Origin of the sequence: Pseudoroseomonas ludipueritiae (assembly GCF_014490445.1) — a bacterium.
Classification (GTDB): domain Bacteria; phylum Pseudomonadota; class Alphaproteobacteria; order Acetobacterales; family Acetobacteraceae; genus Pseudoroseomonas; species Pseudoroseomonas ludipueritiae.
In genome coordinates this window covers 1-11,700 of the sequence record NZ_JACTUZ010000145.1, presented here as the reverse complement: position 1 = coordinate 11,700, position 11,700 = coordinate 1, and the positions used below count along the sequence as shown (strand labels likewise).

14 protein-coding genes and 1 tRNA gene are annotated in these 11,700 nt (G+C 69.0%); 10 read left to right on the top strand and 5 right to left on the bottom strand.

Features of this window, described 5'->3' with window-relative positions; genetic code table 11:
- Positions 1-838, top strand: an 838-nt coding sequence (rlmB, locus tag IBL25_RS21000) for a 23S rRNA (guanosine(2251)-2'-O)-methyltransferase RlmB (protein WP_238940568.1), incomplete at its 5' end; no start/stop codon positions are given.
- A gap of 122 nt (positions 839-960) precedes the next feature.
- Complete coding sequence (locus IBL25_RS20995) at positions 961-1,188, top strand: hypothetical protein (RefSeq protein ID WP_187780455.1); 228 nt, start codon at positions 961-963, stop codon at positions 1,186-1,188.
- Positions 1,189-1,200: 12 nt separating this feature from the next.
- Here IBL25_RS20995 and IBL25_RS20990 read toward each other — a convergent pair whose 3' ends face one another.
- Positions 1,201-2,169, bottom strand: coding sequence for a Bug family tripartite tricarboxylate transporter substrate binding protein (locus IBL25_RS20990; RefSeq protein ID WP_194433790.1), 969 nt, complete (start codon positions 2,167-2,169; stop codon positions 1,201-1,203).
- Between the two features lie 197 nt (positions 2,170-2,366).
- Here IBL25_RS20990 and IBL25_RS27370 point away from each other — a divergent pair, with 197 nt between their 5' ends.
- The 4 genes from IBL25_RS27370 to IBL25_RS20975 all read left to right on the top strand — a co-directional run bounded on the left by IBL25_RS27370 (position 2,367) and on the right by IBL25_RS20975 (position 4,806).
- Positions 2,367-2,501 (top strand): hypothetical protein, encoded by a 135-nt coding sequence (locus tag IBL25_RS27370; protein WP_255722931.1) that lies wholly within the window; start codon positions 2,367-2,369, stop codon positions 2,499-2,501.
- A gap of 89 nt (positions 2,502-2,590) precedes the next feature.
- The gene (gene gabT / locus IBL25_RS20985) at positions 2,591-3,907 is read left to right on the top strand and encodes a 4-aminobutyrate--2-oxoglutarate transaminase (protein ID WP_187780453.1); all 1,317 of its coding nucleotides are present in this window, start codon (positions 2,591-2,593) and stop codon (positions 3,905-3,907) included.
- Positions 3,908-3,971: 64 nt separating this feature from the next.
- Positions 3,972-4,532, top strand: a complete 561-nt coding sequence (locus IBL25_RS20980; protein ID WP_187780452.1) for a hypothetical protein — start codon at positions 3,972-3,974, stop codon at positions 4,530-4,532.
- A gap of 199 nt (positions 4,533-4,731) precedes the next feature.
- Positions 4,732-4,806, top strand: a tRNA-Thr gene (locus IBL25_RS20975).
- Between the two features lie 116 nt (positions 4,807-4,922).
- On the opposite strand, the gene IBL25_RS20970 is transcribed toward IBL25_RS20975, so the two are convergent.
- Positions 4,923-5,936 carry a polysaccharide pyruvyl transferase family protein gene (locus IBL25_RS20970; RefSeq protein ID WP_187780451.1) on the bottom strand — a complete coding sequence of 338 codons (1,014 nt, stop codon included), beginning with the start codon at positions 5,934-5,936 and terminating at the stop codon, positions 4,923-4,925.
- A 176-nt stretch (positions 5,937-6,112) separates the two neighbouring features.
- Here IBL25_RS20970 and IBL25_RS20965 point away from each other — a divergent pair, with 176 nt between their 5' ends.
- The 4 genes from IBL25_RS20965 to IBL25_RS20955 all read left to right on the top strand — a co-directional run bounded on the left by IBL25_RS20965 (position 6,113) and on the right by IBL25_RS20955 (position 9,021).
- Positions 6,113-6,907, top strand: a complete 795-nt coding sequence (locus tag IBL25_RS20965; protein ID WP_187780450.1) for a glycoside hydrolase family 16 protein — start codon at positions 6,113-6,115, stop codon at positions 6,905-6,907.
- Positions 6,908-6,968: 61 nt separating this feature from the next.
- A complete protein-coding gene (locus tag IBL25_RS27365) occupies positions 6,969-7,100 on the top strand; it encodes a hypothetical protein (RefSeq protein ID WP_275296046.1) in 132 nt (43 codons plus the stop codon).
- Positions 7,101-7,285: 185 nt separating this feature from the next.
- Positions 7,286-8,191 (top strand): diacylglycerol/lipid kinase family protein, encoded by a 906-nt coding sequence (locus IBL25_RS20960; RefSeq protein WP_187780449.1) that lies wholly within the window; start codon positions 7,286-7,288, stop codon positions 8,189-8,191.
- Positions 8,188-9,021, top strand: a complete 834-nt coding sequence (locus tag IBL25_RS20955; RefSeq protein WP_187780448.1) for an inositol monophosphatase family protein — start codon at positions 8,188-8,190, stop codon at positions 9,019-9,021. Before IBL25_RS20960 ends, IBL25_RS20955 begins: the two co-directional genes overlap by 4 nt.
- A 184-nt stretch (positions 9,022-9,205) precedes the next feature.
- Here the strand turns inward: IBL25_RS20955 and IBL25_RS20950 are convergent, their stop codons facing one another.
- From IBL25_RS20950 to IBL25_RS20940, 3 genes are all read right to left on the bottom strand, one after another.
- Entirely contained in the window at positions 9,206-9,931 is a 726-nt protein-coding gene (locus tag IBL25_RS20950; RefSeq protein WP_367615654.1) for an ABC transporter permease, read from the bottom strand.
- Complete coding sequence (locus tag IBL25_RS20945; RefSeq protein WP_187780447.1) at positions 9,928-10,842, bottom strand: ABC transporter ATP-binding protein; 915 nt, start codon at positions 10,840-10,842, stop codon at positions 9,928-9,930. The genes IBL25_RS20950 and IBL25_RS20945 overlap by 4 nt, the downstream gene beginning before the upstream one ends.
- On the bottom strand, positions 10,839-11,700 hold an 862-nt coding region (locus IBL25_RS20940), incomplete at its 5' end, for an ABC transporter permease (RefSeq protein ID WP_187780446.1). The genes IBL25_RS20940 and IBL25_RS20945, both read right to left, overlap by 4 nt.

Sequence of the window (11,700 nt, the reverse complement as noted above, 5' to 3'; positions counted from 1 at the left end):
GCGCCCCTACGCCGAATCGCCCCAGGCCATCGCCCGCCGCGCCCGCAACGCCGCCGCCGAGGCCGATGCGCCCCGCCCGGGCCGCGATGCCTCCATGGCGGCGCCCTCCGGCTCGCTCTGGCTCTACGGCATGCACGCGGTCTCGGCCGCGCTGGCCAATCCGAAGCGCCGCGTCCGCCGCCTGCTGGCCACCACGGATGCCGAGGAAACCCTGGCCGAGCGCCTGCCCCGCCCCTGGCGCGTCCAGGCCGAGCGGGTGGAGAAGAGCCGCTTCCAGACCTTCCTGACCGAGGATGCCGTGCACCAGGGCATCGCCCTGCTGGCCGACCCGCTGCCGCCGGCGGACCTGGAGGATGCCATCGCCGCTTCCGCCGGGCCGGTGCTGCTGCTGGACCAGGTGACGGACCCGCGCAATGTCGGCGCCATCCTGCGCTCGGCGGCCGCCTTTGGCGCCGCGGCGGTGGTGATGCAGGACCGCAATGCCCCGCCCGAGACGGCGGCGCTGGCCCGCACCGCCTCCGGCGCGCTGGAAACCGTGCCGGTGGTGCGGGAGGTCAATCTCTCGCGCACCATCCAGGTGCTGCAGAAGCAGGGCTATTGGGTGATGGGCCTGGCTGGCGAGGCCGAGCGGACCCTGGCGCAGGCCTGCCCGCGCGACCGCCGCGTGGCGCTGGTGCTGGGGGCCGAGGATACCGGCCTGCGCCGGCTGCAGCGCGAGACCTGCGACGAGCTGGTGCGCCTGCCCATCCTGCCGGCGATGGAGAGCCTCAATGTCTCCGCCGCCGCCACGGTCGCGCTCTATGAGCTGACGCGCGAAGCCGGGCCTGACGAAAACTGACAAACAGGTGAACGGCCCGGCAAGGGCCGTTCACCCTTTCTCAAGCTTGGTCGGCGATCCTGCGACAGCCGCCCCGCTGCGGCGATTCTGCCAAAACGGCGCAGCAACAGGATACCGAGACGATGCCGCCCGCCGACTGGCACGAGCTTTCCGACAGCATGCAGATCGCCCTTTCCCGCCAGGCGCTGGAGCGCGCCGCCGAAACCCTGGCCGCGCATGCCGAGCTGCTGGCGCGCGAGATGGAAGGTGGCGCGCTGCTGGACCAGGGCGGCCCGGATGCGTTGCGGCTTTTCGCTGCCGTGGTGCGGGCCACCAATGCCAGCACCTATGGCGTCGCCGGCAACGCCTGAGAGGCCGCGGGCTCAGTCCGCCCGGATGCCGGCGCGCTTCACCACGGCCGCCCAGCGGCTGGTATCCTCCGCCATGCGGGCGGCCAGCGCACCAGGCGCCTCGTCCAGCGGCTCCACGCCCAGGCTCGCGAGGCGCTCGGCCACTTCCGGGTGGAACAGGACCTTGCGCCCCTCGGCATTCAGGCGGGCGACGATGTCGGGGTCCAGGCCCGCCGGCGCCACCAGCCCATGCCAGCCGGTGGCCACCAGCCCACGCAGCCCGGCTTCCTCCAGCGTCGGCACATCGGGCAGGACGGCGGCACGGCTGGCGGAGGACACGGCGAGGCCGCGCAGGCGGCCAGAGCGGACGTGGTCCGTCACCGCCCCGATATTGATCCAGACGCCCTGCAGGAAGCCGCCCATCAGGTCGTTCACGGCCAGCGCGCCGCCCTTGTAAGGCACATGGGTCCAGCGGGTCTCGGTGGCCTGCTGCATCAGCTCGCCCACCAGATGCGACAGGCTGCCATTGCCCGGCGTACCCACCGCCACGGGTCCCTGGCGCGCCGAATCGACAAAGGCGCCGAGGTCCTGTGGCGCCGCATCGGTCCTCACCACCAGGATCTGCGGCACCCGCACCCCTGACAGCACCGGGGCGAAATCCTTCAGCGGATCGAAGCTCAGCCGCTTGAACAGCGCCGGGTTGATGGACAGGCTGTCGGAACCCGCCAGCAGCGTATAGCCGTCCGGCCTGGCGCGGGCGGCCGCGTCATAGCCGATATTGCTGCCGGCGCCGGGGAGATTCTCCACCAACAGGTTCTGCCCCAGCGCCTCGCCCAGATGCCGGGCCAGCAGGCGGGCCACGATGTCCTGGCTGCCTCCAGGGGCCACCGGCACGATCAGCCGCACGGGGCGCTCCGGCCAGGTGACGGCATGGGCAGTGCGCGGCAGCAGGGCCGGCGCGGCGAGCATCAGGCTAGCGCCCAGAAAACCACGGCGCGACATGGCGGAATTTTTCACGGTAGATATTCCCGAGCTTTCCATGGCCTCCAGGAGGCTTGGCGGAGGCGTGTCGCGGCACATCTAGAACATATTCCGCACTTTAAGAACGTATTTTATTTGAAAATACATTTGTAATTCAGGGCGGCTCCGGACATTCTGCCGACGCAGCACAATTTGCCCCCAAAGGATGGTGGAACCCGATGCAGCACAACCACCCCCTCCCCGCCTGCGCCTTTGCCGGCCCGCTGCCCCAGGCACCGGATGCCGTCACGCTGGCCAGCCTGGGGCTCGCGCTCTGCTTCCTGGCGGTGCAGGGCTGGCTGGGCATCGGCTAACCCGGCGGAACCCGCACGCTTCCTCTTGCTCCGGCGAAAGGGGCGGCGCATCGTCCCGGCCTCGATTCGGTGATCCGGGAGTGCGATCGATGAGCGTGACTGCGGCTGACAAGAACAAGGCCCTGCATGAGCGGCGTCAGGCGGCCCTGCCGCGCGGCCTGGGCGTGCAAATGCCCGTCTTCGCCGCCAAGGCCGAGAATGCCGAGATCACCGATGTCGAGGGCAAGCGCTACATCGACTTCGCCGCCGGCATCGCGGTGCTGAACACCGGCCACCTGCACCCCAAGGTGAAGGCCGCCGTCGCCGCGCAGCTCGACAATTTCAGCCATACCTGCATCCAGGTGATGCCCTATGAGGGCTATGTCCGCCTGGCGGAGCGGCTGAACGCGGTCGTCCCCACCCGCGGCCCGCGCAAGACCATCTTCCTGACCACCGGCGCCGAGGCGATCGAGAACGCCGTCAAGATCGCCCGCGCGCATACCGGCCGCAACGGCGTCATCGCCTTCTCCGGCGCCTTCCATGGCCGCACGCTGATGGGCATGGCGCTGACCGGCAAGGTCGTTCCCTACAAGGTCGGCTTCGGCACCATGCCGGGCGAGATCTACCACCTGCCCTTCCCCGTGACCTACCACGGCAAGGAAGTGGCCGAGACGCTGGAAGCGCTGGAGGTGATGTTCCGCGCCGATGTGGACCCGAAGCGCATCGCGGCCATGATCATCGAGCCCGTGCAGGGCGAGGGCGGCTTCTACATCGCCCAGGCCGAGCTGTTGCAGGGCATGCGCCGCATCTGCGACGAGCATGGCATCGTCATGATCGTGGATGAGGTGCAGACCGGCTTCGCCCGCACCGGCAAGATGTTCGGCATTGAGCATTCCGGCGTCGAGCCCGACCTGATGACCATGGCCAAGTCCCTCGCCGGCGGCTTCCCGCTGTCCGCCGTCACCGGCAAGGCCGAGATCATGGACGCCCCTGGCCCCGGTGGCCTGGGCGGCACCTATGGCGGCAACCCGCTGGCCTGCGCCGCCGGCAATGCCGTGCTGGACATCATCGAGGAAGAGAACCTCTGCGCCCGCGCTAATGAGATCGGCGAGCTGATGGTGAGCCGCATCAAGCAGATGCAGGACACCAACAGCCTGAAGGGCGTGATCGGCGATATCCGCGCCCTGGGCGCCATGGTGGCCATGGAGCTGGTGGCCAATGGCGATGCCGACCGCCCCGACCCCGACCTGGCCAAGGCCCTGGTGGCCCGCGCCGGTGAAAAGGGGCTGGTGCTGCTTTCCTGCGGCGTGCGCGGCAATGTCATCCGCTTCCTGGTGCCGCTGACGGCCGCCGATGGCCTGATCAACGAGGGCATGGACATCCTGGCCGAAGCCCTGCGGGAATGCGTGAGCGAGCGCACGGCCTGAGCCTGTGCGGCTGATACGCTCCCTGCCGTGGGTCGCGGCGGGGGGTGCGCTTCTGGCGGCGGCCATGCTGGTCGCCGCCCGCATGGGGGCCGGTACGGCCGTGACCGACGACCCCTTGCTGGGCATCGACCCTACCCGCCTGGGCGAGATCGCCGCCCTGGGCGCGGCGGTGGCCGTGGCGGCCTCGCTGCTGCTGCGGGCGCTGCCGGTGCTGGTCGCCCGTGCCTTGCGCGGCGGCTTCTGGGTGGGGGCGGCCGCCATGGCCATCATCCAGCAGGGCGCCACCTTCCTGCTCTTCCGCCTCTTTGGCGCGGTGCCGTCCCAGGGCTTCAACATGGCGCCGATGCCAGAATGGGGCGGTGCCCCGGAATTTCTTCTGCTGGTGCTGGCCGGTGGGCTGGCCGGCATGGTGCTGGGCCTGCTGCTCCGCTTCCTGCCCTTGCCGGACCTGCTGATGGGCCTGGCCCTAGGCGCTCTGGGGCTTTCCACCCTCTCCGGCATCCTGCCGCTGCCACCGCTGACGCTGACGGCCCCCGGATGGTGGGCGAACCTGGCGATCAACGGCGGCTGGGGCCTCGCCACCGCCCTTCTGCTGCGGCCGCTGGTTCTATCCGGAACAGACTGACGTGACGCGCAGGCGCCATCGTGGTCCCGGGCCGGATGCGCGCCTCAACGGCGGAACAGCGGGCCATGCTGGCGCAGGGCGGCGCCATGGCGATAAGGAAGGTGGCGCGGATGGGCCTGACAGGCCTTCACCAGGGCGCTATATACCATCTTGCGCTTGGCCGGACCTAAAGGGTAGCCGGTCGAATCAACGGGCGCTTGCCGGGTTAGCACAGCGGTAGTGCAGCGGTTTTGTAAACCGAAGGTCGGGGGTTCGATCCCCTCACCCGGCACCATCGCCTTCTCCGGCGCCGGCACCCATTCCCCGGAACCGGCCTCTATTACGAAATCGGGCGACCCAGCCACAAGGTGCTGAATCGCCCCATCTTCAGGCACTATCCGGCAAGCGCGCTCAGAAGGCGAAGGATGCCAGCTTCTGCTTGAACGGCTCACGCATCTCCAGTCCGTTCTTCTCCAGGAAGTTGGTGAACCGGCCGAGCTTGGCCTGGTAGTTCGCCGTGAACTTCCCGTAGTCCGCCATCCGCTCGAATTCCTCCATCGGCGTGTTCTTATCGAAATCCTCGATCTTCACGAAGGGGAACTCGAAGAAGTCCACCATCTCCTGCGTGCGGCTGTCGCAGGTGATGAACATCGACTTGATGCCAAGCAGAACGGGGAGAACATTGCCGTGGAAGCGCGCCCCAATGGAGAAGTCGTAACGCTTCGCGTAACGGGCCCACTGGTCCATGTCGAAGAACAGGTTCGAGTGCATGCGAAACCACTCGAGCAGTTTCGGGTCATCGACATTGGTGTTGCCGAGCACGCCTTCGGTCTGCTCCACGAAGCCGGAGCAGGTCCTGGCGAAATACCCCAGGATATCGACATCGACCTGGCGCATGGTGCCGTGGATCGACTTGTAATTGGCAACCACATACTTGGTCTCCGCCTTTTTCCGCAGGCCATCCAGGCTCTGGGAATAAAGCGGCAGCTGATAGACGGAGGGGCAGCCGACGACCTCGAGGTTGGTGATCCCCTTCCGATGCAGCACCTCCGCCGTGTAGTTGCCACGAATAGCCAGCGTGGCACGCTCGGAGATGTCACGCAGCAGCTTGACGGTATCCTCGCTCATCACGAAGTCCGTCTTGAACTTCGGTGCCTGGAGGCCGACGCTGATCGGTACGACCTTCTTGTCGCCCGGCATGGCCAGGATCTTCTTCAGAAGTTCCGGCGGCTTGAAATTCTCGGGAATCCAGATCAGATCGGTCGTCACGAAGCAGTCGTATTGATCAAGCTTGCTTTGGTAGAGATGGTCCGCCTGAATGATGCTACGCAGGGCATTCTTGAAAAGAAGGTTTCCTGTGTTCTTTCCGATCTTTCGATATTTGTCTTCAAAAGAAGTATATTGATCCCAGAGATAATCAGCCATCGCCGTCTTCAAAGGAAACCTCCACTGCCTTGCAGGTCATTTTCACACATATCACGCAGATCGTGAAATTTGCACAGTACGATTACGTTCAGCAAGGATGGGGCGGGCCGTAATTCCCGCCAAGACGCAAGCCCGTCGGACGGGCGCCGGAAAACAGCAGCCGCAGGAGTTCCCTCATGACGCATCACGGCCATGGCCCCCGCTTCACGCGCCGCGCCCTCCACCTTTCCGCGCTTGGCGGGCTGCTTCATGCCTCGGGCGCCCAGGCACGGAGGCCCACTGAACATTTGCCGAAAGTCCTGTCGGCGAAAGGTGGCCGGTGGGACTTGTCCTTTGAAGAATACTTCCTTTCTTCCATGAACGATCAGTGGCGGACCTATACCGACCGCAACAGCGACCATGAAAGCGAGCGGCGGCCGGAAAGCGTCGTGCAAGCCAATGAGGAGCTGGGCCTGCAGCTGCGGCGCAACCCCGACCGCAATGCCCGGCAGCCCTGGATCGCTGGATATGTCCGGACCAAGAATTTTCGGCAACAATACGGTTACTTCGAATGCGAGATGAGAATCGCCAATGAGCAAGGCGTCAACAACGCCTTCTGGCTGATGTCCGACAGGGCGACGGAGAAGAACGGCCAGCGCTTCGAACTCGACATCGTGGAAGCGCATTTCCCCAACGCCGTGCAAACTCATGTGCGGCAATGGGCTCCGGAAAAGAAGATCCTGTCCTCGACCTTCCGTTACGGCGGCAATCTGGCCGAGCGCTTCCATCGCTATGGCATGCTTTGGCTACAGGACAGCATCTCCTTCTATTTCGACGATCAGGAGATTTTCCGCACGGAGAACGATTTCGCACATTCACCGGCCGAGATCCGCCTCAGCAATGTGGTGGCGAAGTTTGCTGGACGTAACGATGGCGATGTCGAGGGTGCCGCCACCTCCTATGGCTGGGTGCGCGCCTACCGGGCTGCGTAGATAGGCAGCGCGGCCGATCGGTATCCCGGCCGCCCCGGCGAATGACATCGCCAAAAAGGGCGTGCGCGGACTCATCGACACGCTGCTGAACCAGGAAGCGCTGGACAAGTTCAAGAAGCGCTACGCCTGGCGTCATCAGCTCTTCCGCAGCGCGGTGCGGACGGCGGGGCTGGAACTGGCCACGGCGGCCTGATCGCCGCCTAGGCTACCTCAGTGCCATGAGGCAGGGGCTGCTCTGGGTATTCCGGGGCGGCCTTTTTTCCATGCCGGACTCCCTCCCCTTCTGCCGCGCCAGGGGAGCGGGTGTCTCGGCGGCCATGGCTTGGGACTCCCTGTCACCGCCCTGGAACTCGAATTGCACCCGGACGTTACCCCGGCATGAAAACCGTGCTGTTCCACAATCCCTCCGCCGGCGACGAAGGCCACCGGCAGGAGGATCTAGTGGCGCTGTTGCGCGCCAATGGCCTGCAGGTGGAAGTGCGCGATCCCAAGGGCGACACCTTGCGTGACGGTCTTTCCCTTCCCGCCAAGCTGGTGCTGGTGGCGGGCGGTGATGGCACGGTCGGGCGGATCGCCACAGGGATGGAGCATCGCGACATCCCCTTGGCCATGCTGCCGCTGGGCACCGCCAACAACCTCGCCCGCGCCCTCGGCCCTTGGCCCTCTCCGCGTGAATTCGCCGAAGGCTGGGCCCAGGCCGCGCGCGCGCGCCTCAACGTCGCGGTCGCCGAGGCCGCCGAAGGCGACAAGCCCTTCACACGCTGCCGCTTCGTGGAAGCGGCGGGCTTCGGCGCTTTCGCGCATGGGGTGGAGCATGCCGACCGCATCGGCAAGGAAGGCGTGGAGGCCGGCCGCGCCGCCTTCCGCCGCACCCTGGCCGATGCCGTGGCGCGGCAGGTGCGGCTGACCGTGGATGGGGAGGAGCGGAACGAGGAGACCCTGCTGGTGGAGGTGATGAACATCCCCCTCTTCGGTCCCAATCTGGTGCTGGCCCCCGAGGCCGACCCGGGCGACGGGCTGCTGGACGTGGTGACGCTGCCGCCCTCCCGCCGCGCGCTGATGCTGGAATGGCTGGACCATCCCGGCGCCGGTCCGCCGCCGGTGGAGATCCGCCGCGGCAGCGCCGTCACCATCGACTGGCCCGGCGGCCATATCCGCCTGGACGACACGCCGCTGGACTGGTCCGGCCCCGCCAAGCTGCACTTCCGGCTGGAGCCAGAGCCGCTGCATGTCCTGATCCCGCCTGCCTGCCTCGCCGCACCGAAGAAGGCCTCCGCTTCATGAGCGCATCCACCGACGCCATCCTCGACCTCGATGCCATCGGCGCCCTGGCGCTGCGGCTGGCCCGGTTGGCGGGGGAAGGCATGGCCGAGGCGCTGGGCCGCCCTCTGGAGGTCCATTACAAGCCCACCGCCGAGACCGAGCACAGCCTGAAGGACCCGGTGTCCGAGGTGGACCGCGCGGTGGAGGCAGCGCTGCGCGCCGAGATCGAGGCCCGCTTCCCGGACCATCAGATCCTGGGTGAGGAATTCGCCAATCCGCCGACCACCCCGGGCGGCATCACCTGGGCCATCGACCCGGTGGACGGCACGGCGAATTTCATTAATGGCTTTCCGCTGTTCTGCGGCTCCATCGGTGTGGTGAAGGACGGGGTGCCGATCGCCGGTGCGCTGTGGTGCGCGTCTTCCCACAAGCTGCGGGCGGGGGTCTACCACTGCGTCCAGGGCGGGCCGCTGATGTTCGAGGAAGAGCCCGTCACCCCCCGCCGCAACCCGGAGGTGAAGCGCCGGCTGGGCGGCTTCCGCGATGCCTCCCACCGTTCTCCGCAGCAATGGGAGCCGCGCCGCACCGGCTCCGCCGCCATCGAATGCGCCTTTGTCGCCGCCGGGCTGATGGAGGTGGCGCAGTTCGAGAAGCCCAATGTCTGGGACATCGCCGGCGGGCTGGCCCTGGTGCAGGCCACCGGTGGCGAGGCCTTCATGCGCGACCCAGGCGGCTGGGTGCCGCTGGACCGCTTCACCACCGAGACGGACCCGGACCTGCGCAACTGGCGCAAGCCGATGATCGTCGCGGCCCCAGGCGCCGGGGAGGCGCTGTGCAAGGCGCTGGGGTGACGCGGCTGGAAGCTTCCTGGCCGATGGACAGGCGCTGGTGGCCGGCGCCTCCCGGCGGCATCGGCGCGGCACCCTTGGCGGAACCGGAAGCTTCCGGCCGCTTCGCAAGGGTGGCGGGCTGAGGCCGGAAGGCAGCGGCCGGGCCTTCGCCTGGGACGGGCAGCGCCTGGAGCCCTGAGGCGCCTCAGCGCCGCGCCGGCAGCAGCAGCGCCAGGCTGCGGTCGGCCAGCAGCGCCAGCCAGGCGGTGAAGAGCCCGCCCTGCAGCACATAGGCGCCGTTGTTGTTGGCCAGCCCGACCACGATGGGCGTGCCGAGGCATTCCGCCCCGGCCATGGCCCCCACCGCCGCCGTGGCGATGGAGAGCACCACCGCCAGCCGCAGGGAAGACAGCACCACGGGCAGCGCCAGCGGCATTTCCACCTGGGCCAGCATCCGCCAGGGGCCCATGCCGATGCCGCGGGCGGCATCCAGCACGCCCGGCGGCACGCCATCCAGCCCGGCCACGGCGCCACGCAGCACCGGCAGGCAGGCATAAAGCACCAGGGCCAGCACGGTGGGCGCCGCGCCGAAGCCCAGGGCCGGCAGCGCCAGGGCGATCACCGCGATGGGCGGCACCGCCTGGGCCAGGGAAAACAGCGCATCCAGCAGCGGCCGCAGCCGGCGGCCGCCGGGGCGCGTGGCCAGTACCCCGCCCGCCAGCCCCAGCGCCGCCGCCACCGCCGCTGCGCCCAGCGAGAGCAGCAGATGCGAGCCCAGCAGCGCGAACCAGCTACGCTGGTCCCAAACCGGGCGCTGCACCTCCGGAAACAGCCCGCCCCAGAGCCAGCCCAGATGCGGCGCCGCCCAGAGCGCCAGCAGGAAGGCCACAGCCTGCGCCACCACCCCGGCCGCGCGGCGGGAGAGCCTCACGCCGCCGCCAGGATGTCGGACAGATGCAGCGCGGCGCCACCCGGCAGGGCCAGCCGGTCAGTGCCCTGCTCCAGCATCAGCATCAGTGCCTGCTTCAGCGTGGCGCCCTCCGGCAGCAGCGGCGCAGCGCTGGGCTCGCCCGCACGGGCAGCCCCGGCGGCGGGCAGCGTGCCGAGGCGATGGAAGGCCAGGGTCTGCTCGCCAAAGAGGTGGCGTACCGCCGGGCCGGCATCGCGCGCCAGCACCTCGCCGGGGCGGCCATGGGCGATGAGGCGGCCATCCAGCATCACCGCCAGTTCATCGGCCAGCAGCAGGGCTTCCTCCACATCATGGGTGACGAAGAGGATGGTCTTGCCCGTCTCGGCATGGATGCGGCGCAGCGCCGCCTGCAATTCGCGCCGGATGCCGGGGTCGAGGGCGGAGAAAGGCTCGTCCATGAGCAGCACCGGCGGGTCGGCGGCCAGGGCGCGGGCCAGCCCCACCCGCTGCGCCTGCCCGCCGGAAAGCTGGTGCGGCAGGCGGTCGCGGAAGCGGTCCGGCGGCAGGCCCACCAGGTCCAGCAGCGCATCGACACGGGCGGCGATGCGGGCTTCGTCCCAGCCCAGCAGGCGGGGCACGGTGGCGACATTCTGCGCCACCCGCCAGTGCGGAAACAGGCCCACGGACTGGATGACATAGCCGATGCCGTGCCGCAGCGCTTCCGGCGGCACCGAGGCGATGTCGCGCCCATCCAGCATGATGCGCCCGGCATCGGGCTCCACCAGCCGGTTGACCATGCGCATCAGCGTGGATTTGCCGGAGCCGGATTCGCCCAGCAGCACGCAGATACGCCGCGCCCGCACCTCCAGGCTGACGGCATCCACCGCCGCGCGGGGCCCGTAGCGCTTGGTGACGGCATCGAAGCGGATCATGCCCGCGCCCCCGGCGGCATCAGCAGGCGCTGCGCGCCGGCCAGCAGCGCGTCGACGCAAAGGGAGAGCGCCACCACCGGCAGCACCCCCAGCAGGATCAGGTCCGCCGCCAATTGCCCAATGCCCTGGAAGACGATGGCCCCCAGCCCGCCCGCGCCCACCAGCGCCGCCAGCGTGGCCAGCCCCACCGCCTGCACGGCGGCCACCCGCAGCCCGCCCAGCATGGCGCCCAGCCCCAGCGGAATGCGCAGGTGGCGCAGGATGGCACGCTCATCCATCCCCTGCCCCCGCGCGGCGTCGATCAGGTCCGGCGGCGCCTGCCGCAGCCCGGCCAGCAGCCCGGCGGCCAACGGCAGCAGCAGATAGGCGGCGATGCCGATCACCGCCGGCGCCGCCCCGATGCCGCCGATGCCGGCCGCGCGCAGTGCTGGCCACATCGCCGCCAGCCCGGCCAGCGGCGCCATCAACAGGCCAAACAGCGCGATGGAGGGCACCACCTGCAGGCCATTGGCCACGGTCATCAACGCGGCTTCCAGCTGGGGGCGCCGCAGCGCCAGCAGGGAGAGCGGCACCGCCACCGCCGCAGCCAAAGCCAGCGCCCCCGCCGCCAGCACGGCATGGCGCAGCAGCGCCAGGCGCAGTTCCGGCCCGCGCTGGGCGGCTTCCTTCAGCAGGGAGAGCGGGTCCAGCAGCCCACTGGCCACCAGCAGCGCCAGGCCCGGCAGCGCCAGGGCCAGGAAGCGCGTGGGCGTGGCGCCGGCCATCTTGCCGCGCCCGGCGGCACAGCAGCCACCCGCCAGCAGCAAGGCCAGGGCCGAGAACCAGACCCCCGGGCCTGGCGCCACGCGCGCGAGGCGG

Bases quoted from the DNA above. Each gene is read 5' to 3' on its own strand.
- IBL25_RS20980 (WP_187780452.1), top strand. From the start codon at position 3,972: ATGCTGGTCGCCGCCCGCATGGGGGCCGGTACGGCCGTGACCGACGAC.
- gabT (WP_187780453.1), top strand. From the start codon at position 2,591: ATGAGCGTGACTGCGGCTGACAAGAACAAGGCCCTGCATGAGCGGCGT.
- IBL25_RS20960 (WP_187780449.1), top strand. From the start codon at position 7,286: ATGAAAACCGTGCTGTTCCACAATCCCTCCGCCGGCGACGAAGGCCAC.
- IBL25_RS20945 (WP_187780447.1), bottom strand. From the start codon at position 10,842: ATGATCCGCTTCGATGCCGTCACCAAGCGCTACGGGCCCCGCGCGGCG.
- IBL25_RS20965 (WP_187780450.1), top strand. From the start codon at position 6,113: ATGACGCATCACGGCCATGGCCCCCGCTTCACGCGCCGCGCCCTCCAC.
- IBL25_RS20955 (WP_187780448.1), top strand. From the start codon at position 8,188: ATGAGCGCATCCACCGACGCCATCCTCGACCTCGATGCCATCGGCGCC.
- IBL25_RS20970 (WP_187780451.1), bottom strand. From the start codon at position 5,936: ATGGCTGATTATCTCTGGGATCAATATACTTCTTTTGAAGACAAATAT.
- IBL25_RS20995 (WP_187780455.1), top strand. From the start codon at position 961: ATGCCGCCCGCCGACTGGCACGAGCTTTCCGACAGCATGCAGATCGCC.
- IBL25_RS27370 (WP_255722931.1), top strand. From the start codon at position 2,367: ATGCAGCACAACCACCCCCTCCCCGCCTGCGCCTTTGCCGGCCCGCTG.
- IBL25_RS20990 (WP_194433790.1), bottom strand. From the start codon at position 2,169: ATGTCGCGCCGTGGTTTTCTGGGCGCTAGCCTGATGCTCGCCGCGCCG.